General features: G+C 51.5%; 24 protein-coding genes. 13 read left to right on the top strand and 11 right to left on the bottom strand.

Going from position 1 to position 19,628, the window contains the following annotated elements:
* Positions 1 to 25: 25 nt before the first annotated feature.
* Both L466_RS07695 and rluE read right to left on the bottom strand, forming a co-directional pair.
* On the bottom strand, positions 26 to 499 hold the full coding sequence (locus L466_RS07695; protein ID WP_020884456.1) for an NUDIX hydrolase: 474 nt from the start codon (positions 497 to 499) through the stop codon (positions 26 to 28).
* Positions 500 to 508: 9 nt separating this feature from the next.
* The gene (gene rluE, locus L466_RS07700) at positions 509 to 1,162 is read right to left on the bottom strand and encodes a 23S rRNA pseudouridine(2457) synthase RluE (RefSeq protein ID WP_032681233.1); all 654 of its coding nucleotides are present in this window, start codon (positions 1,160 to 1,162) and stop codon (positions 509 to 511) included.
* A 117-nt stretch (positions 1,163 to 1,279) separates the two neighbouring features.
* Between rluE and icd the strand changes: the two genes are divergently transcribed.
* The 5 genes from icd to L466_RS07725 all read left to right on the top strand — a co-directional run bounded on the left by icd (position 1,280) and on the right by L466_RS07725 (position 5,978).
* Positions 1,280 to 2,530 (top strand): NADP-dependent isocitrate dehydrogenase, encoded by a 1,251-nt coding sequence (gene icd, locus L466_RS07705; protein ID WP_014169617.1) that lies wholly within the window; start codon positions 1,280 to 1,282, stop codon positions 2,528 to 2,530.
* Positions 2,531 to 3,120: 590 nt separating this feature from the next.
* Entirely contained in the window at positions 3,121 to 4,167 is a 1,047-nt protein-coding gene (locus L466_RS07710; protein ID WP_050594877.1) for a glycosyl hydrolase, read from the top strand.
* 199 nt (positions 4,168 to 4,366) lie between these two features.
* Positions 4,367 to 4,717, top strand: a complete 351-nt coding sequence (locus tag L466_RS07715) for a DUF1304 domain-containing protein (protein ID WP_032681232.1) — start codon at positions 4,367 to 4,369, stop codon at positions 4,715 to 4,717.
* Positions 4,718 to 4,793: 76 nt separating this feature from the next.
* Positions 4,794 to 5,039, top strand: a complete 246-nt coding sequence (locus L466_RS07720; RefSeq protein WP_014169620.1) for a YmjA family protein — start codon at positions 4,794 to 4,796, stop codon at positions 5,037 to 5,039.
* A 243-nt stretch (positions 5,040 to 5,282) separates the two neighbouring features.
* Entirely contained in the window at positions 5,283 to 5,978 is a 696-nt protein-coding gene (locus L466_RS07725; protein ID WP_032681231.1) for a hypothetical protein, read from the top strand.
* Here the strand turns inward: L466_RS07725 and L466_RS07730 are convergent.
* Complete coding sequence (locus L466_RS07730; RefSeq protein ID WP_032681230.1) at positions 5,975 to 7,486, bottom strand: EAL domain-containing protein; 1,512 nt, start codon at positions 7,484 to 7,486, stop codon at positions 5,975 to 5,977. The genes L466_RS07725 and L466_RS07730 overlap by 4 nt on opposite strands.
* Positions 7,487 to 7,723: 237 nt before the next feature.
* Between L466_RS07730 and L466_RS07735 the strand changes: the two genes are divergently transcribed.
* The 3 genes from L466_RS07735 (at position 7,724) to L466_RS07745 (ending at position 11,422) form a co-directional block, all read left to right on the top strand.
* Entirely contained in the window at positions 7,724 to 9,244 is a 1,521-nt protein-coding gene (locus L466_RS07735; RefSeq protein ID WP_081750648.1) for an EAL domain-containing protein, read from the top strand.
* 181 nt (positions 9,245 to 9,425) lie between these two features.
* Positions 9,426 to 10,898 carry a sensor domain-containing diguanylate cyclase gene (locus L466_RS07740; RefSeq protein ID WP_032682013.1) on the top strand — a complete coding sequence of 491 codons (1,473 nt, stop codon included), beginning with the start codon at positions 9,426 to 9,428 and terminating at the stop codon, positions 10,896 to 10,898.
* Positions 10,899 to 11,173: 275 nt separating this feature from the next.
* The gene (locus L466_RS07745) at positions 11,174 to 11,422 is read left to right on the top strand and encodes a GlsB/YeaQ/YmgE family stress response membrane protein (RefSeq protein WP_006174788.1); all 249 of its coding nucleotides are present in this window, start codon (positions 11,174 to 11,176) and stop codon (positions 11,420 to 11,422) included.
* Between the two features lie 54 nt (positions 11,423 to 11,476).
* Here L466_RS07745 and yoaJ read toward each other — a convergent pair whose 3' ends face one another.
* Genes yoaJ through L466_RS07750 form a run of 3 tightly spaced genes read right to left on the bottom strand, consistent with a single transcriptional unit; the run spans position 11,477 to position 12,724 of the window.
* Complete coding sequence (gene yoaJ, locus L466_RS24145; protein ID WP_071605476.1) at positions 11,477 to 11,551, bottom strand: protein YoaJ; 75 nt, start codon at positions 11,549 to 11,551, stop codon at positions 11,477 to 11,479.
* On the bottom strand, positions 11,552 to 11,650 hold the full coding sequence (locus L466_RS23715) for a YoaK family small membrane protein (protein WP_014883431.1): 99 nt from the start codon (positions 11,648 to 11,650) through the stop codon (positions 11,552 to 11,554).
* A gap of 45 nt (positions 11,651 to 11,695) precedes the next feature.
* Positions 11,696 to 12,724 (bottom strand): sensor domain-containing diguanylate cyclase, encoded by a 1,029-nt coding sequence (locus L466_RS07750; RefSeq protein ID WP_032681229.1) that lies wholly within the window; start codon positions 12,722 to 12,724, stop codon positions 11,696 to 11,698.
* 304 nt (positions 12,725 to 13,028) lie between these two features.
* On the opposite strand from L466_RS07750, the gene L466_RS07755 reads away from it, so the two are divergent.
* On the top strand, positions 13,029 to 13,283 hold the full coding sequence (locus L466_RS07755; RefSeq protein WP_020884447.1) for a putative hemolysin: 255 nt from the start codon (positions 13,029 to 13,031) through the stop codon (positions 13,281 to 13,283).
* 80 nt (positions 13,284 to 13,363) lie between these two features.
* Positions 13,364 to 13,669 carry a nuclear transport factor 2 family protein gene (locus L466_RS07760; protein WP_014169628.1) on the top strand — a complete coding sequence of 102 codons (306 nt, stop codon included), beginning with the start codon at positions 13,364 to 13,366 and terminating at the stop codon, positions 13,667 to 13,669.
* Here L466_RS07760 and L466_RS07765 read toward each other — a convergent pair whose 3' ends face one another.
* Positions 13,670 to 14,014 carry a DUF488 domain-containing protein gene (locus L466_RS07765; RefSeq protein ID WP_014169629.1) on the bottom strand — a complete coding sequence of 115 codons (345 nt, stop codon included), beginning with the start codon at positions 14,012 to 14,014 and terminating at the stop codon, positions 13,670 to 13,672.
* 151 nt (positions 14,015 to 14,165) lie between these two features.
* Between L466_RS07765 and L466_RS07770 the strand changes: the two genes are divergently transcribed.
* Positions 14,166 to 14,873, top strand: coding sequence for a CTP synthase C-terminal region-related (seleno)protein (locus L466_RS07770; protein WP_014169630.1), 708 nt, complete (start codon positions 14,166 to 14,168; stop codon positions 14,871 to 14,873).
* 30 nt (positions 14,874 to 14,903) lie between these two features.
* Here the strand turns inward: L466_RS07770 and L466_RS07775 are convergent, their stop codons facing one another.
* Positions 14,904 to 16,091 (bottom strand): CynX/NimT family MFS transporter, encoded by a 1,188-nt coding sequence (locus L466_RS07775; RefSeq protein ID WP_032681228.1) that lies wholly within the window; start codon positions 16,089 to 16,091, stop codon positions 14,904 to 14,906.
* Positions 16,092 to 16,190: 99 nt separating this feature from the next.
* Here L466_RS07775 and L466_RS07780 point away from each other — a divergent pair, with 99 nt between their 5' ends.
* Positions 16,191 to 16,982 carry an AraC family transcriptional regulator gene (locus L466_RS07780; RefSeq protein WP_014169632.1) on the top strand — a complete coding sequence of 264 codons (792 nt, stop codon included), beginning with the start codon at positions 16,191 to 16,193 and terminating at the stop codon, positions 16,980 to 16,982.
* Here L466_RS07780 and L466_RS07785 read toward each other — a convergent pair.
* Positions 16,966 to 17,412, bottom strand: a complete 447-nt coding sequence (locus L466_RS07785) for a DUF441 domain-containing protein (protein ID WP_014169633.1) — start codon at positions 17,410 to 17,412, stop codon at positions 16,966 to 16,968. The two genes, L466_RS07780 and L466_RS07785, sit on opposite strands and share 17 nt — an antisense overlap.
* Positions 17,413 to 17,557: 145 nt before the next feature.
* Here L466_RS07785 and yoaI point away from each other — a divergent pair, with 145 nt between their 5' ends.
* A complete protein-coding gene (yoaI, locus tag L466_RS24030; protein WP_014169634.1) occupies positions 17,558 to 17,662 on the top strand; it encodes a small membrane protein YoaI in 105 nt (34 codons plus the stop codon).
* Positions 17,663 to 17,682: 20 nt separating this feature from the next.
* On the opposite strand, the gene L466_RS07790 is transcribed toward yoaI, so the two are convergent.
* Positions 17,683 to 18,183 (bottom strand): YbaK/prolyl-tRNA synthetase associated domain-containing protein, encoded by a 501-nt coding sequence (locus tag L466_RS07790; RefSeq protein ID WP_014169635.1) that lies wholly within the window; start codon positions 18,181 to 18,183, stop codon positions 17,683 to 17,685.
* 114 nt (positions 18,184 to 18,297) lie between these two features.
* The gene (locus L466_RS07795) at positions 18,298 to 19,581 is read right to left on the bottom strand and encodes a YeaH/YhbH family protein (RefSeq protein WP_014883442.1); all 1,284 of its coding nucleotides are present in this window, start codon (positions 19,579 to 19,581) and stop codon (positions 18,298 to 18,300) included.
* Positions 19,582 to 19,628: the final 47 nt, after the last annotated feature.

Below are 19,628 nucleotides of genomic sequence, written 5' to 3'. Positions count from 1 at the left end.
TTGAACTTCAAGGCGGCATATTCTATCACGCCCCCCCACCATTGGCACCCTCTGTAAACGGCCAGTTAAATTCTCCAATCACCTCAAGCGGCAGGCGACCAGCAGACTGCCAGCAGCGGATACTCTCGGCAACCAGCGGCGAGCGCAGGTTTGGCGCGTTCAGGATCTCTTCGGCAGTGACCCACAGGCAGCGATCGATATCATCGTCCTGCGGCTCTGTGGCGCACGTTTCGCTAAGCTCGACGGCAAATAAAAAGCGCAGGAACGGGGTGTGATCAGGGGCAATCCACTGGTGCATACGGATGAAGTGCTGCGGCTCCGCGTGGATACCGGTCTCTTCCCACAGTTCGCGTTTGGCGGCCTGCAGTAAGGTTTCATTGGCTTCAAGGTGCCCGGCTGGCTGGTTCCACAGCGCCTTGCCGTTAATACTCTCTTCTACGACCAAAAACTTACCTTGCGCGTGAACCACGCAGGCGACCGTGACATGCGGTTTAAACATAGTGACTCCTTAAGGGGTAACGTCCCGCCATTCACCGTTTGCCAGTGAATCCAGGGTGTAGTTGCCCATGGCGTAGCGAATAAGTCGCAGGGTAGGGAAGCCCACGTGTGCGGTCATCCGACGAACCTGGCGATTACGGCCTTCATAAAGGGTGATCTTGAGCCAGCTCGTCGGGATGGATTTGCGCTCGCGGATCGGCGGCGTGCGTGGCCACAGCCATTCCGGCTCGCTGACGAGCTCAATACCTGCAGGCAAGGTAGGACCATCGTTTAACGTCACGCCGCGGCGTAATGTCGCCAGCGTCTCTTCATCCGGTTCACCTTCAACCTGGACGAAGTAAATCTTTCCCGTGCGTTTGCCCGGCTGAGTGAGCCTGGCCTGTAAGGCACCATCGTTGGTTAAGACCAGAAGTCCTTCGCTATCCCGGTCCAGACGGCCGGCGGCGTAGACGCCCTGAACAGGAATGTAATCCTTCAGCGTGCTGCGTCCGGCTTCGTCAGTAAACTGCGGCAAAACATCGTAGGGTTTATTGAACAAAATCACCCGCTTTGGCTGGGATTCTTGTGGTCTTCTGGCGGCTTGTCGTGAGCTGAATCGCTCAACCCGGTGTTTTGTAAAAGAAGTTTTCTTCATGGTATTTTCAGACGTTATCAATTGCCGCATTATAGCCTATTAACGAAGACCTTTCATGGCGTCGGACAATCAGGTACTATCGAAGGGCTCATTACAATTTATTAACATAAGATCAGTAACAACCAGAAGCGCTCGAAGGAGAGGTTAATGGAAAGCAAAGTAGTTGTTCCGGCGGAAGGTAAAAAGATCACCCTGCAAAACGGCAAGATTAACGTTCCTCACAATCCGATTATCCCGTTCATCGAAGGTGACGGTATCGGTGTAGACGTTACCCCGGCAATGCTGAAAGTGGTTGATGCCGCTGTTGAGAAAGCCTACAAAGGCGAGCGTAAAATTTCCTGGATGGAAATTTACACCGGTGAAAAATCTACTCAAGTTTATGGCCAGGACGTTTGGCTGCCAGCTGAAACGCTGGACCTGATCCGCGACTACCGCGTTGCTATTAAAGGCCCTCTGACAACTCCAGTCGGTGGCGGTATTCGTTCCCTGAACGTTGCGCTGCGTCAGGAGCTGGACCTGTACGTGTGTCTGCGTCCGGTTCGTTACTATCAGGGCACCCCAAGCCCGGTTAAGCACCCTGAACTGACCGACATGGTTATCTTCCGCGAAAACTCAGAAGACATCTACGCGGGCATCGAGTGGAAAGCGGACTCTGCTGACGCAGAGAAAGTGATTAAATTCCTGCGCGAAGAGATGGGCGTGAAGAAAATTCGCTTCCCTGAGCATTGCGGTATCGGTATCAAGCCTTGCTCCGAAGAAGGGACTAAACGTCTGGTGCGTGCGGCCATTGAATACGCGATCACCAACGACCGTGACTCTGTGACGCTGGTTCACAAAGGCAACATCATGAAGTTCACCGAAGGCGCATTCAAAGACTGGGGCTACCAGCTGGCGATGGAAGAGTTCGGTGGTGAGCTGATTGACGGTGGTCCATGGCAGAAGATCAAGAACCCGAACACCGGCAAAGAGATCATCATTAAAGATGTGATCGCCGATGCGTTCCTGCAGCAGATCCTGCTGCGTCCTGCTGAATATGACGTTATCGCCTGTATGAACCTGAACGGTGACTACATCTCCGACGCCCTGGCGGCGCAGGTTGGCGGTATTGGTATCGCCCCTGGTGCGAACATCGGTGACGAGTGCGCACTGTTCGAAGCGACCCACGGTACGGCACCAAAATATGCCGGCCAGGATAAAGTGAACCCAGGTTCTATTATCCTGTCTGCAGAAATGATGCTCCGTCATATGGAATGGTTCGAAGCCGCAGACCTGATCGTTAAAGGTATGGAAGGCGCGATTAACGCGAAAACCGTAACGTACGATTTCGAACGTCTGATGGAAGGCGCTAAGCTGCTGAAATGTTCAGAGTTTGGCGACGCGATTATCGCGAACATGTAATCCAGAGTCTGGGTTAAACAAGAACGGGAGCCGATGGGTTCCCGTTTTTTATTATCCTATTTCGTACGGTTATCAAAACCCCTCCCTTCAATAGCATTTACCGTCCACGCTTTACCGGGCCATCATGCGCTTTCGCCGTTTGATTCGGCGATGTATGCCCCAAAATTTCTTGAATATCTTAATTCCACGTCTCACTAAATTCATTGTTATGGTGTACGGCCTCACCCGGTGCCGCGCTCATGAATACCTGATATGACTTATCGGGTACGACGCGGTTACGGTGAAACTCTCATTAATTCTTTTGTCAGCATAACTTTCTGGTGTGCGGAATATCACTCGTATTACGGGAGATAGCACAACGTGAATTAGCATCATTTTAAGCAGGCGGCTGATATAAATATCCCTGTCGCAGCAAGTTATTTAATCAAACGGTATTGCTGCGCTGGCACTGTCCACGGTAGTGGGAAAAGCCAGACAAACTGTACGAAAAAATAAAGCCGGGCAATGTCAGTTTTATTGTGTACGTAGCAAACACGCATGGTCATTCATTGCCATGTATTTTCCAATCGAGATCTAAGGATATTCTACAAATGAGTACTTTTACTGTAGTACCCGCAAATCAGTCTGCAGATAATAATGCGAAAATGATTTATCAGTGGTTGAGTGGTCTGTCCGATCGACAGGGTAAAAAGCTCATTTCAGGTATTTTTGGTGGCTATAGCAATATCGGCGGCGTCGATGCTTTTTCCCTGCAACAAGGAAAAGACCTGCAGGCCCTGACCGGGAAATTCCCCGCTATTTATAGCGCTGACTATGCTCGTGGCTGGGATGCCTGTACCCCAGGAGAGGAAGACAGTTTGATCGATTTTGGTTGTAATGTCGATTTGATCGACCACTGGAAAAAAGGCGGACTGGTCGCGATCAGCCACCATTTACCAAACCCTTGTTTTGCGGGTAATAATCCTGGTGATGGAAAGGGGGCTCTCAAGCATCCTGTGAGTAATGATGAATTTTCTGCAATCTTACAGTCTGGAACACCGTCGCGTGGACGCTGGCTGGCAATGCTTGATAAGGTCGCTCAGGGCCTACAGCAACTGAATGAGAAAGGTGTCACCGTCTTTTATCGACCCTTGCATGAGATGAATGGCGAGTGGTTCTGGTGGGGGGCAACCGGTGAGAATACAAACGATACTGTACGTATGGATCTGTATCGACGCCTGTATCAGGATATCTTTAACTATTTCGTTAAAACGAAAGGGTTAAACAATTTACTCTGGGTCTTCTCTCCTGATGCAAACCGGGATTATAAGACATCTTATTACCCTGGCGCAGAGTATGTTGATATTACTGGCCTGGACTTGTATACAGACAATCCTGCCACTGTAAACGGTTACGATGAAATGGTGGCATTGAATAAGCCGTTTGCCTTTGCAGAAGTGGGGCCATCAACAATTAACGGCCAGTTTGATTATGCAAATTTAGTGAGTATTATTCTTCAGAAATACCCTAAAGCAACCATGTTTATCCCCTGGAACAATGACTGGAGCCCGCTGAAAAACCTGAATGCCTCTGGTGCATACAATAATGACCGGGTAATAAATCTCGGAGATGTATGGAACGGCAGCGTTCTGAGTTAACGTTCGTTCCGGTGTCACGTTGATGCACCATATAAAATGGTTGAAGTCGCTGGCCCGATCGTTAACGCTATAGAAGATGCTAAAATGTTCAGAGTCTGGCGACGCGATCATCGCGAATATGTCATCCAGATTCTGGGTTAAACATGAACGGGGGCCAGAAGGTCCCCGTTTTTTTCCTCTGCCTGCGGGAGACAGCAAGATGTTAGCTACGATCCTTGTCGCTATTGTTGCATTAATTCATCTCTACATACTTGTTCTGGAAATGTTCCTGTGGAACACAAAAACAGGCCACAAGGCATTTAATCTCAGCCCTGATTTTGCACGCGATACCCGCGTGCTGGCCGCAAACCAGGGGTTGTATAACGGTTTTCTGGCAGCGGGACTGCTCTGGGGACTGTGGCTTGGTGAAAGCGGTGTTCCTGTGGTCTTCTTCTTTTTGACCTGCGTGTTGATTGCGGGCATTTACGGTGCCATGACCGCCAGCCGAAAAATACTCTGTGTTCAGGCTTTACCGGCGCTGGCTGCATTGATTGCATTGTGGTTGCGTTGATTAACAAGGCTTTGGTCTAAGAGTGCCGTCCGATATACTCAGGCATTACCCTTAAAGGTCAGAGAAGAGACTGTTTATGCACAATGAAATTCCACTTAAGTATTATGACATCGTCGATGAATACGCGTCGGAAGCCGCGGAGCCGGTAAGTGAGGCAGAGCGCGATCCTCTTGCCTGTTATTTCCAGTTGCTGCTCACCCGTTTATCGAACAATGAAGAGATCAGCGAGGAAGCCCAGCAAGAGATGGCGAGTGAAGCCGGCATCCGTAGCGCGCGCATTGATGATATTGCGAACTTCCTCAATCAGTGGGGAAATGAATAGTCTGCCTCAAAAACCGTTGTGCTGATGCTTTGCTAAACAGCTCAGCATCACGCTATCGGACCACATGCATTTTTTATCCGGGATGTGCGTTGAGGGTTTACCGATGAGCAGGGCGAAAATAACGATCAGGAAAAAGAGTACCAGCGGAAACAACAGAGAATTTTTCACGTTTTAACCAAATGAGAGTGTGCTTCAGGGTAATCTACGGTCTGAATGTGACGACTATATGTTTTTAGGAAAGAAATGGAAACGTCTGATCTGGAAAAACATTACCACGACACCAACGCGAAGACGCTGGCGCTCTGGGAAAAGCGGGACGGTATCGGAGCGGTAAGGGAGCCGTTTTATGCTACGCAAAAGCTCGCACTGGCGACAGGTTTCCAGCCGGAAATGGCCGCGTCTGTCGACATGTTGTTTCAGGAACTGCGGGCGTTGACCCGCCACGACTCGTTAGTAGACCTCCAGCCGCCATCCGGCTTCCATTTCACCTTCGTACCCATAACGCTCCCTCTCTACGACGAGAATGCACCGTTACCGGCGAAGACGCATCAGCTTATCGACGCATGGATCCCTTTTGCCGGTCTGGGTATCACGGTTCGGGAACTCAGGCTGGTGGCATTGCCCAACCAGCTCTTGCTTGCAGGCATACCCGATACACTTGCCTTGAGGCAGCGGCAGGCGTTTTGTGAACGTCTGTTAACCACGGACTGGCAAGAGGCGTTGCGCTTACGCCATGGCAATACCCCTTTACCAGCGCCGTTCTGGCACACTACGCTGTTACGCTACCAGGCAGACTGTCTGCCTGAATCGCTGAGGGCGTTTTTCCGTGAGCGCCGCATGCAGCGTTACGGTGAGGTTTGCGGAGAGCTAAAACTCAACGTCGTGAATTATAACTGGACGCTATGCAGAGCCGTCACGTCGTCAATGTTGACATGCTAACGCGCTGGTTTTTGCTTATCGTTGTTAAGTTGCTGCGTCAGTTCACCAATGGTCAGTGATTTAGAGAAATACCATCCCTGAATCAGGGCATCAGGATACCGGTCAGCGATAAAGCGATATTGCGTTTCGCTTTCCACACCTTCAAAGACGAGCGTTTTATTCAGTCTGGCGAGGGCGTCACTAAAGATGACGAATATATTCTGTTTATAATGCTCATTAATACCATCTACCAGCGATTTGTCTATTTTGATCTCATCGTATTCCAGAAGCGATATGCGGGCGAGGTTAGAGTTTTGCACTCCAAAATCGTCAATTGATATTCTCACACCCAGTGATTTTAACGCCTGACAAAACCCTTCGAGAACATCCGCAGTGGAGACCGCCTTTTCAGAGAGTTCGACTTTTATCAAGGAGAGTGGAATGCTATTCACTAAACACTCACGACACAGAATCTTAATGAATTGCCCGTCTTCAATCTCGGTTCGACCAATGTTTAATGAAATCACCAGCTGATGTTTAATCGCCAGCGAGGCGATTTCTGCCAGGGATTTTTCGATGATATTGATATAATACTTTTGATACAGGCCAATTTTCTTAATTAAGGGAATAAAGAGCTCAGGCGAGACCTCTCCATGATTGCTATCGCGCCATCTCGACAGAACTTCAACGCCCACCATTTTTTTATCCTGGATTCGAATAATGGGCTGGTAGTTAACGCTGATGGTATTGGCTTTTACCGCGTTAACCAGCGTGCGCTCCAGTGAGAACCGATCTTCATAGATGCGGAAGAAAAACAGCGTGATCGCTATCCAGATGAAAGCCGAAATTGCCGTGAGAAGGGTAAACACCACCAGCGACAACGAAGCCAGCCCTGCGTTGTGATGCTTCACGATCACACACAAATCCCATACGGCGCTGCACTGCGTCAGGGTTAAGGTAAACAGATTCGAATGCAGCCAGCTCTGTTCTTTTATCACCGGGGAGGCTGAGAAAAATGTTCTGCCGAAATCTTTGGTCGTCGTACTTAGTGAATAGTTCGCCGTAATCGGCGTGAACTTATCGTAAGCATAGCGGGAGGTGAATATAATCACGTTATTATAAATTGCCGCATTGCCTGTAAAAAAATCTTTTCTGGAAAACTGTGCCAGAAGAAAACCCCGTGGCGTTTTATGCAGCTCTGCAGGAAGGGCAGCGGGAGTGGCGAGTTTACCCCAAAAAGCAGTACAGGCTATTTTCCCCTTTTCAATAAAACCGATATCCCCGAAATAGAGGCTATCTAACTTTATCTGCCTGTAACTATCAAGACTGGTTTTATCACAACCCTGTGTAGTAATGCTTTTGAGCGCCTGCGCCACACTTTGAGAGAGGCCTTCTGAATATTGTAAAAGGGAATGGGAAACCTCGAGCTGTTTGCTCTTTTGCTGGGCCAGGATAACCGCATTAACCGCGTAGAGAGAGAGGGCGACCAGCAACGTTGAAATGATAGCAACGGCAATGATCTTTTTCATTTTCCAGTGGTCCCGTCCGCTCCCTGATTTCACAAATCTTAACACAGCCAGGGCAAGGCACAAGCCTGATAATAACGGAGGTTTATCTTATTCAGTCAGAGTAACTCATGCGGAAGTACCAGTTTTTTAAGATAAATCTTAACTAAACTTTTCACATTGCTTTAAGCAGCGCAGAGTTTGCCAGGCAATCGCCTTATACAGGTCATAAATGAGCATTTTTCTCTTAAGGAAAAAATCGTGCGCAACCTTATGCTCCCCATTCTGTGTGCCTTATTTGTGTTTCTGAGTGGCATGCTGATCATTAACTGGCAGTTGTGGCATATGGCCCGGTCAAATTATGCCGAAACCGCCGCCGCAAGCACGCGTAAAATTGAGGCCATTCTTGCTGAGGCTGTCAGTGCTGCAGATACAGCAAAACGGGTCGCCGCTGCAGGGTGTACCGACACCGGACAGCGTGAACTGGGTTCGGAAGCTGCGCTGAAACCGCATCTTCGCGCCATTATGATTGAGCAGCAGGGCAGGATCGTCTGTACCTCCCTTCCCGGAAACGGCGTATTGATTATTCGCCCGCAGACGCTGCCCAACAAAGGATTGATGCTGCTCCCCGGTAATCGCCTGGTGAACGGCATTCCGGTGTTACTTTTTCAGATGCCCGTCGCGAAAGGGCGCGTTATCGTAAGCGTTAGCGACGCGCATTTACGGGATGTTATTGCGAGTGCAGCAAACAACACGGGACTGAGGCTGGTTGTTGGCGATAAAGCAATAGCCGGCGCGGGCGATGTGACCGGCTGGCCCCCCGTGAAGTGGGCGGGTTCCTTAACAGCATCGGCACATTTTCCGTTTAGCATGGCCTGGCAGCCTCCCGCCTTTTTCAGCCTGACGCGTTTACTGCATCAGGGATGGAGCCTCATACTGCTTATCCTTGCGTTATCTGTAGCTGTTGGCATTCTTATCCGTCGCTACAGGGGGAAAAGCAGCTCGTTTGAAGACGATCTGCGTAAAGCCATCATCCACGGCCAGATCGTTCCGTACTATCAGCCGATCGTGAATGGCGATACCGGCGGTTTGTATGGCGTGGAAGTACTGGCAAGGTGGAAGCACCCAAAATCAGGCTTTATCCCACCGGATGTTTTTATTCCGATTGCCGAGCGCAGCGGCCTGATAATTCCGCTGACCAAAGGGTTAATGGCGAAAGTGGTGACCGAGCTTAAGCCGCTTTTGCCTAAGTTGCCGGACGGATTTCACATCGGGGTGAACATCAGCGCCAGACACATCAATGCGCCTTCTTTTATCGCTGACTGCCGGGTCTTTGGAAAAGGCTTTTATGGTAAAGAGGTCAAACTGGTTCTCGAAGTGACCGAGCGTGAACCGCTGATCGATAATCCTCATCTGGTGGAAAATCTCAATGCGTTACATAACGCCGGTTTCGTCATTGCGCTTGATGACTTTGGGACCGGGTATTCCGGACTCTCCTGTCTGCACGCGCTGGCGATTGATTATATTAAAATCGATAAAAGTTTCGTGAACCGGGTATCAGAGGCGAAAGACTCTACGATCCTGCTGGACTGTGTGATTGACCTGGCGAAAAAACTCTCACTGCATATCGTGGCTGAAGGGGTAGAAACGAAGGAGCAACTGGACTATCTCAACCGTAATCAGATTACCCTGTTGCAGGGATACTATTTTGGTAAACCGGTCTCGTATAAAGAATTTATTAAAGTCATCTTATCTAAGCCCCTGGAGAAGGTCAGTCTGTAAGAGATTTTTTTCTGTGAAAGGGGCCCAGTAATAATATCTGATGCCCGTTTGCGAAAAGCGAAATATCATCAGATTTCTGTTGTATGCTTAAGTGCAATTCATTTTCCTCTTATCCTGAGCTTTGTTACAGTGACTCTAGTTGTCAGCCAGGGATGTCAGGCGTGATAAGGTGGAAGAGCTCGTGCATGTGAAAAATACTTTTTACACAACAACTATTACCGTCATCATTGTCTCATTGATCATTTCGCTGTCGCTTGCCGTCCAAATTACCACGTCCAGGCAGCAGTCAATCCAGCAAATAAATACCAGCGTTGCCAACCTGAGCCATACCTTAGACGTGTACAGCGAAGGGATCATGCGCCAAAGTGAAATGTTGATTACTTCGGTTTCCGACATAATCAAAATTTATGGCATGACCCCGCAACAGGCCAAAAATATCCAGCGGATGATAAGCAATCAGGATAATCTTCTTATCCAGATAAATAATGTGGTTGTTTACGATGCGCAAGGGAATATTTTTACGGCACTGCATGAAAGTTTTTCCGGACCCCGGAAAGGGGTGGACAGGTCGTTTTTTATCTACCACAAAGAAAATAAGAGCCAGCAGATTTTTATTGGTCAGCCGGTGGTCAGCAGAACGAATGGTAAATGGGTCATAACCATTAGTCGTCGGCTGGAAACCCCTACCGGCGCGTTTAACGGTGTCGTTGTGGTTACGCTGGGTATCGAAAATTTTCTGGCGTTATACGGGCAGATCAATATTGGTCACTCAGGCGTGATCGGCTTAACAACCCAGTCAGGCGTGTTGCTGGTGCGTCATCCGTTTAAAAATAATTACATTGGTGCGATTGTTTCGGATTCGCCTCTCTTCAGGACATACCTCAAGGTACAAAACGCGGGTATCGCCAGCTCTGTCTCACGGTTTGATAAAATCGAACGCATTTATGCCTTCGAGAAGAACAAGCGCTACGGGCTCGTCACCACCGTGGCGGTCAGTACGCATGAAGCGCTCGCCCCCTGGCGCAAGCAGGCTCTCCAGCTTTCTGTACTCATTTTGGTTTTTACCGCGATACTCATTGCGGCGTCCTGTTTCCTCTATTCCGATTTATCCAGAAAAACACGGGATAACAGAGCGCTGAAGATTATTGCGTCTGAAGATGCGCTAACCGGGCTTTTCAACCGACGCATTTTTGATGAAAAAATTCTGTCAGAAATTGCGGCCTGTGCGGCCAGCGACGCCCCGATTTCGGTGTTGATTGTCGATGTGGACTACTTCAAAAAATACAACGATAACTATGGTCATCCCGAAGGGGACCGCTGTTTAACCCTGCTGGGAAATAGCCTCAGGGAGAGCCTCAACCGGGACAACCAGGTTGTGGCGCGCTATGGCGGGGAAGAGTTTGCACTGATCCTGCCTGACACGGATATCCAGGAAGCGCTCCGCCTCGGTCAGACGATCATTCGCAATGTCTTTTCGCTGCATATTGAACATGCTTTCAGTCCCTTCGGGCGGGTCACGGTTAGCGTCGGGATCTCCACTGCGCGTGCCGTGGATATCGCGGGCAGCCAGCAGAACATCATTATAGCCGCCGACCAGGCGCTCTATCAGGCAAAACGTGCAGGGCGAAACCGGCACGCTTTTGTTGCAGTGTAGGCAAAAAAAAGCCCACTTTAGAGTGGGCAAGAAATACTGGAAGCAATGTGAGCAATGTCGTACTGAATACCTGAGTGTTTCGCTCAACTATTCAGTGTTGAGAAAGATAATCTTTCTCAACAAAAGATGCAACCCCACATTTCTTGTGGTGCTGTTGATGAATAAACGCGCACTCTCTCACTGTGATGCTTATCACAAATTTCCTTTCTGAAATCCTGTGCTATCCTTTCTTGTGTCGTTGATTTAATGACAAAAACCATACGGAGAGGAAACTTATGGGAATTTTATCCTGGATTATCTTTGGGCTTATTGCAGGTATTCTGGCGAAGTGGATTATGCCGGGCAAAGATGGCGGTGGGTTTATCGTCACCGTAATACTGGGGATTATCGGTGCAGTGGTGGGCGGTTGGATCAGTACGCTGTTCGGCTTTGGTAAGGTCGATGGCTTTAACTTCGGCAGTTTCGCTGTCGCGGTGATCGGTGCGTTGGTTGTTCTGTTTATCTACAGAAAAATCAAAAGCTAAGCCTGATAAATGTTGAAAAAGGCTGCCATATGGCGGCCTTTTTACGTGGTGGGTTTACCACCAGCCTAGCTGCGAGCCTGCAACAGCCACGATTGCCACGATCAGCATAATGAGGGTTGTTTTTCTCATTTATGCCCCCGGAGCAGCGTAACCACCGACAAAAAACCAGGCCAAAAACACTACCGCCGTTATAAAAATAACGACCGGGAAGAGGATCCCTATTCTCATACCATCACCTGTTTCGGTTTTTATAACGCCGTAGAGTGTACGGGGTTAATCCATCGCGAGAAAGCACGTTTTGCTTTTTCCTTTCTTATGCTGATACATCGCGACATCAGCCGCGCGTAACGCACTGTCCGGATCGGTCACGGTGGGGTCAACTTCAATCACACCGAAGCTGGCGCCCGGATAAATAATGTTTACGCTCCCCAGCCAGTATTCCCCTGCAATACGGGCGTCGAGGCGCGTTTTAAGCAGGTTAATCTGTGTGCTCTCACCCGTACTGTTGGTTTGGCTAAGTGAGGCCACCAGAAACTCATCACCGCCCAGCCGGCCGATTATCTCGTCCGCCTGTTTTTCTTCAGTCAGACGTTTACCCACTTCAATCAGGAACCGATCGCCTGATTGATGCCCGTAACGGTCGTTAATCAGCTTGAAATCATCAAGGTCGATAAACGCGATGATGGCGTTGCGTTTAAGGTGCTTTGCCAGCGAAAACAGGGTCGTCAGCTCTTCGAAGATGGCGCGGCGGTTTGGTAATCCGGTAAGGGCATCGGTATAAGAGTGCGCAATGAGTGCCGCATTGGCTTCCCGAAGCTGGATCACCAGCGACTCTTTCTGAATATACTGGGCAATCAACCCGGCGAATAATTTCAGAACTTGTTCACCGCGGTCACTGGGATGTTTCTTTTCCGTGCTGGTGGCGCAGAGCGTGCCATAGAGTGAACCATCCGCAAGGTGAATAGGGATACTCATGTAGGTTGTAATGCCAAGGGCTTTCGCGGCATCGCAATCCGGCCAGCGCTCAGCCACCTCGTTACTGAACAACGTACCACTCTCAATGGCGCGCTTACACAACGTGTCGCCCCACGGAACGCTCAGCCCCTCTGGGATCTGCATCTGCTTGCTGTTGCGGGCGTAGAGGATATGCTGCAGCCGCGCATTGATATCGACCTTCGTCAGGTAGGTGGACTCCATTTCAGTCACAATCTCCAGCATCTCCAGCAGCTGGCGGACGAGACTTTCAAGGGACTGCTCAGTGGCGAGCGTTTCTGAAACACGGGCAAGGATAATATCCGACATGACGTAGGCTCACTCCCATGCAGAAGACGTCTGCATCTGCATGTTATGCTGAATTTTTCGACTTCGGGCATAGTAAAACATGAATATAAAAATATTAATATTCATCACAGGGGAGTGGGGGAGAAAAAAAGCCCCGATGTTGAGACCGGGGCAAAGACATCTTGATTACGGAATGATGTTCTCTGGTCATTGAGAACACGTGCCACTGTAGTGTGGAAAAGTGCAGTTAAGATGGAGAAATCGTGGAGAAAGCGGCGATGACCCGTTACCCTTAAAATCTGATGAAGTTAAAAGGATCAATGAGATGAGATTACTGCTTCTGGCACTGGCGTTACCGCTGGCCGCCTGTACCTCCAAAACATCCCCGCCTGATGCCCCGAAACCGCCCCATGTTATCGGGATGGCTAATCCCGCCTCCGTCTACTGCCTGAATAAAGGCGGGGAACAGGTCCCGGTTCAGAGCCCGCAAGGGGTTCGCACGGAGTGCAAGTTGCCCGGTGGCGAAGTGATCGATGAATGGGCGCTTTATCGTCGCGATCATCCGCAACCTGCCAGGTGACAGCGGGACAGTGGCTGCGGTACACTTCTCTTTAGGATTATTCTTAGCCTTTCGATGGCTACCGTTATCGTGAGAGAAGTATGTTTCAGCTTAAACCGGGCAGCATGGCGATGATCATCGGTGCCCGCACGGCGTCCGGCCGTCGTAATATTGGTAAATCTGTTGAACTGTTTGGCCTGTGTCAGCCCGGCCAGCGTTTCGTTAATCCGGTCAATGGCGTCATGACGCAGTTACCCGCCACCTCTGATCGCGCGCTTTGGCTGGTGACCGGTGATGTCTTCGCGTTTGACAATCAGCACGGCTTTGCGTTTATTCGTGCCGAACATCTGATGCCGCTTACCCCGGATACGGCGCCGCAAATCCTTGATGAACTGATGATCGACTGACTAGACATTACGCAGCCAGTCGGCTAACACCAGGGCGTGATTGTGTTCCTTATCTTTCGCGCCATAGAGAAGGGTTAAGGTCTGCTTGCTGGCCAGCGCCGCAAGACGCAACCCCTCGTCCTTGTGCTGCGCCAGCTCTTCCCGGTACGCCTTGCTGAAGGCGTTGAAATCAAGGGTTTCGCTATGAAACGCCTTGCGTAAATCGTTGGACGGGGTGAGCGTTTTACACCATTCATCATACGCGAGATCGGTTTTCTTCACGCCACGCGGCCAGAGTCTGTCTACCAGCACCCGATAACCATCGTCCGGGCTTGCCTGTTCGTATACGCGTTTACACTGGATCATCTTTTCTCCTCAGCTGCAGCAAAACGTTCTGCGTATTACTCTAGCACTTTGTCTTTACCCACCCAATTTAAGGTATTGTGATAATTGCAGAAGATCGGTAGTCTGAGGTTCCTTATGTTATCTGCTAATACTCAGGCATAAGGAACCTTTCATGGAACACCTCCCGGCTAAAACCACACTGCGCATTGCGCTGGTTGGCGATTACAATCCCGATGTTATTGCGCACCAGGCGATCCCGCTGGCAATTGACGACGCCGCTGCCGTTCTTGACCTCACCGCTGATTATGACTGGCTCGCGACCACGGAACTGACCAGCCCGGAAGATCTGGTAGGTTATGACGCTATCTGGCTGGTTCCCGCAAGCCCGTACAAAAACACAGCGGCGGCCTTTATCGCTGCACGCTACGCACGCGAAAACAGCATTCCCTTCCTCGGCACCTGCGGCGGGTTCCAGCATGCGCTGATTGAGTACGCCCGTAATGTGCTGGGCTGGCACGATGCGGCGCACGCCGAAACGGATACCGAAGGCACAATGGTGATTGCGCCATTAACCTGCTCGCTGGTGGAAAAAACCGATGCAATTGAGCTGCGCAACAATACGCTCATCGCCAAAGCCTATGGCAAACCGGAAATCGTGGAGGGATATCACTGCAATTACGGTGTGTCGCCGGAATTTGCACGGGAGCTGGAGAGCGGCGAAATGCGCGTCACCGGCTGGGACGAGCAGGGTGAAATTCGCGCCGCGGAGCTACTGACCCATCCGTTCTTCGTGATCACTTTATTCCAGCATGAACGTGCCGCGCTGGAAGGTCGACCGGTGGTGCTGGTACAGGCAATGCTGCGCGCGGCACGCGGATAAAAAAGGCAGACCTGGTGGTCTGCCATTCTACTAACGGGGCGTGACCTCCCGGTCACGCCCGGCAAGCATACCGCAAACGGCCATGATCACGGCGGCCAGTGCACAGGCCAGAAGCGAATACCGCCAGTCACCGGCAGCATCGTGAATTTTGCCCATCAACGGCGGGCCACAGGCGGCCAGCAGATAGCCAACCGACTGTGCCATGCCGGACAAGGCCGCGGCCTGATGCGCAGAGCTGGCGCGCAGCCCGATGAAGGTCAGGCCAAGGATCATCGTTGCCCCGGTACCAAAACCAAACACCAGCGTCCACATGACCGCCATTCCCGGCGCAAACCACAATCCTGCTGCGCTTATCGCGCACAACAGCGCCACGACGCCGGCGATTGCTCGCTGATCCTTCAGACGATGGAGGATCAGCGGCACAGCGAGACCCGGCACGGCGGTGGCCAGCTGTAAGAGTCCGTGCACAGAACCCGCCTGGGCTTCGCTATACCCGTGGCTGAGCAGGATCGCCGGTAGCCAGCCGATGATGACATAGTAAATCAGCGAGTTAATCCCCAGAAAAAGGGTGACCTGCCAGGCGAGGGCAGAGCGCCAGATGGCGCGGTTATGTAACGCGCCTGCACCGGTCACCGTCGCAACGTGTTTCTGACGCCACTGTGGCAGCCAGAGCAGTAGTGCAGCCAGCGGAAAGGCCATCAGCATTAGCAGGGCGCCATGCCAGCCGGTTTCCCCCTGCGCCAGCGGAACAATCAGTGCGGAACCTAACGCCGCGGAGATCCCCATCGTCAGGGAATACGCACCGGTGAGTCTGGCAACCTGTCCCGGGAAATCACGTTTAATTAACCCAGGCAAAAGCACATTGCCCAGTGCGATACCGCAGCCAATCACCGCCGTACCGATGAAAAGCAGGGGGGCGGAAGGCAGGGAGCGCACAGCAATGCCGACGCAAATCAGCAGCAGGGCGATAAACAGGCTGCGCTCCATGCCGATACGCCGGGCAACACCTGCGGCAAGCGGGGAGATAAGGGCGAAAGCCAGCAGAGGCAGGGTGGTCAGCAGACCGGTTTGCGCCGTACTCAAGCCATAATCGAGACGAATGGTATCGAGCAGCGGTGCTGCTCCGGTAAAGGTGACGCGAAGCGTAGTGGCAATCATCAGGATACCTGCGATCAGCAGCGCGCCCTGTTTTCCTGAAACCCGAATTGCAGTAGTCATTGTGTTCTCATACGTTCAAGCGAGCGCACACAATACCGATTTTCTCCACGGTTGAAATCAGGCTAAAATGACAGTTTATCGCTAATATCGGACAACCTGATGATTGGTCTCGGACTGGACGGCTACGATCCCGATAGCCAGCATGATGCAGCTGTCGCGTTTCGCATCCGCGTGGTGGCGCAGGAACAATACATTCCGCGACACCAACACCGTAAGGGACAGCTGATTCTGGCGCTGGGGGGAGCCATTACCTGCGAAGTGGAAAACGCCATGCTGATGGTACCGCCCCAGTATGCCGTGTGGATCCCTGGCCAGATGCCGCACAGCAATAAGGCCACGCCGGGTGCCCAGCTTTGCTTTTTGTTTATTGAACCCGGAGCGGTAAGTTTGCCCGATCGCTGCTGCACCCTGAAGATCTCCCCTCTGGTGCGGGAACTGATCTTATCGCTGGCGGAAAAATCACGTGAAGCGCTTTCGCTTGCTGCCACATCGCGTCTGGTGGATGTTCTTTTTGACGAGCTACCGCTGCAGCGTCAGGAACATTTGCAACTGCCCGTTTCGCCTCATCCAAAAATCCGGCTGATGAGCGAGAAGATGGCGGAAGAGCCTGCCGCCTGGCAGACGTTGGCGCAATGGGCGAGCCACTTCGCCATGAGTGAGCGCAATCTGGCGCGCCTGGTGGTGAAAGAGACGGGCCTGAGCTTTCGCCGCTGGCGGCATCAGCTGCAGCTTATTGTGGCGTTACAGCTGTTGATTGGGGGAAAGTCGGTACAGCAGGTGGCACAGTCGCTGGGGTACGACTCCACCACCGCGTTTATCACGATGTTTAAGAAGGGGCTGGGGCAGACGCCAGCGCGCTATATTGCCAGCCTGACTATGACTTCCCGATAAACAGTGAGACCAGCCCGGCTGCAATCAGCGGGCCCACCGGAACGCCACGAAAGAGCGCCACACCGAGCACGGTTCCCACCAGCAGACCGGCCACCAGCGAGGGCTGGCTGCTCATCAGCGTAACGCCACGCCCGCCCAGCCACGAGACAAAAACGCCTACCGCTATCGCTATCAGCGATTTCCAGTTCACAAATGAGTGCAGCAGCGTCGAGGCAGGCAGCGTACCGCTGGCGATAGGTGCCATCACCCCAATGGTCAGAATGATGATCCCGATGGTGAGACCTTGTTTTTCTATCCACGGGAAAAAGGTGTTTAACGGGGTCACGCGCACAATGATCAGCACCAGAATTGAGATAGCGACGGTGGTGTTATGGCTGACAAAGCCAAGCGCAGCGAGGGCCAGAAGAATGAGCAGAGTCGGGTCAAACATAAGGAATCCTTGCCAAAAGAGTAAGCCTGCTTACTTTACGCGGAAACACGGCTGAAGACAGTTTTTAAAAAGATTTTACTGCTGTCATAACCCTGTCATTTACGGGGGATAAAACAGGGGCAGGCATCGAAAAAGGGGCGCAAAAATGTACGATCACATGTTTGTCGAAACGCTGATCATTTCTTCATCGTTTTTCGCTGTTGCCATTATCCTGGTCGCGTCAGTTATTTTTCTGGAAAAAAAAGGCTGACGGGATACCAGCCTACACGATTACGCTTTATGGAACGTCACCAGCTCAGGACGGGCGATACGCAAATAATCCTGCGTATCCATAATCACGGATTTTTCCAGCAGACCGGCGTTAAACGCGATTTCATCGAAACGCTCGAACAGGAGCGGGTCGGCCACCAGTGCCAGATCGGGATGGAAGCTAAAAGGCGGAATGGCGCCAAAAACGCAGGCGGTCAGGGTATCGACTTCGGCAGGGCTTGCGAGAGACGCTTTTATCCCCCCAAAATGGCTGGCAAGCTGGCTTAAATCGGCCTGCAGATCGGCGGCGAGGATCGCCAGAACGTGTTTTTTTACGCCGTTTCCCTTCACCTTACAGACCAGTGCTTTTGCCCCTTGCCCCAGATCGGTTCCGCGGATCTCACTCACCGCTTCACATTTCCCCACGGCGTCATGCTCCATGACGCGAAATCGCGCGCCCTGCTGGGTTAACAACGTAATGAGTTGCTGGTGGGTTGTTGTTCCCTTAACGTCATCAGACATAGCGATTTACCTGTTAAATACCAATACGCAGCGTTTAACCTTAGCACAGAATATTTCGCCGTTGGGATAGGCAGGACGTAAAGAAAACAGCCAGCGGATTCGCTGGCTGTTGGGTCAGGCATTGCTGTTGGCTGACTGTTTATGGAACAGTTCCCTGAACACCGGATAGATATCATCCTGATCGCGGATATGCTGCATGGCAAAGTTATCGAACATCGATTGCAGATGTTCATACTCACGCCACAGCGTCTGGTGAGCACGGCGGGTAATTTCGATATAGCTGTAGTAACGCACCACCGGCAGAATTTTCTTCGCCAGAATGTCGTGACACAGCGGGGAGTCATCTGCCCAGTTATCGCCATCTGATGCCTGCGCGGCATAGATGTTCCACTGCGCCGGGTCGTAACGCTCTTTCACCACTTCATCCATCAGTTTCAGAGCGCTCGACACGATGGTGCCACCGGTCTCCTGCGAGTAGAAGAACTCATGTTCATCCACCTCTTTCGCCTGAGTGTGGTGGCGAATATAGACCACTTCCACGTTCTTATAGGTTCTGCTCAGGAACAGATAGAGCAGGATATAAAAACGCTTCGCCATATCCTTGGTGGCCTGGTCCATCGAACCGGAGACATCCATCAGACAGAACATGACCGCCTGGCTCGACGGTTCGGGGCGTTTTTCGTAATTTTTGTAGCGCAGGTCGAAGGTGTCGATAAACGGTACCCGGTCTATTTTAGCCCGGAGCTCGGCTATCTCTTTGCGCAGGCGTTCCTCTTCCAGCAGTTGCGCCGGTTCAGTATTTTCCACCACCTTCAGGCTGCTCTCCAGCTCGCGGAGTTCGCGCCGTTTACCTGCCGTCATGGCCGTGCGTCGCGCCAGAGAGTTCTGCAGCGAACGGACCACGCTGATGTTGGCGGGAACGCCGTTTGCGGTATATCCCGCGCGATGGGTTTTGTACTCGTTAAGCTGACGATGCTGGTTCTTTTTTAGATTCGGCAGCGCCAGATCCTCAAACAGCAGGTCGAGATACTCATCTTTTGAAATCTGGAAGACAAACTCATCCTGTCCTTCACCGTCCTGGCTGGCCTGTCCCTGACCGCTTCCTGAACCGCCCCCGCCGCCTTGCGGGCGCTCGATTCTGTCGTTCTGCACGAAGTGGTCATTACCTGGGTGTACGCGATGGCGCAGGCCGCCACGTCCCTGATGAAACATCGGTTCGCTGATGTCATCGGTGGGGATGGAGACAGATTCGCCGCTGTCGACGTCGGTCACCGAGCGTTTATTGATGGCCTCGGAGATCGACTGTTTAATTTGCGCTTTATAACGGCGCAAGAAGCGCTGGCGATTTACCGTGCTCTTGTTTTTGCCGTTAAGACGACGGTCAATAAACCAGGTCATATATCCCCCGTACTGCATTTGCCAACTTGCAGTGTCCGGACGTGCCG

This window comes from Enterobacter sp. BIDMC 30, from assembly GCF_000534355.1.
GTDB classification, from domain to species: Bacteria; Pseudomonadota; Gammaproteobacteria; order Enterobacterales; family Enterobacteriaceae; genus Enterobacter; species Enterobacter ludwigii.
The sequence above is the reverse complement of the archived record's forward strand: the minus strand, read 5'-3'. Positions and strand labels throughout refer to the sequence as shown.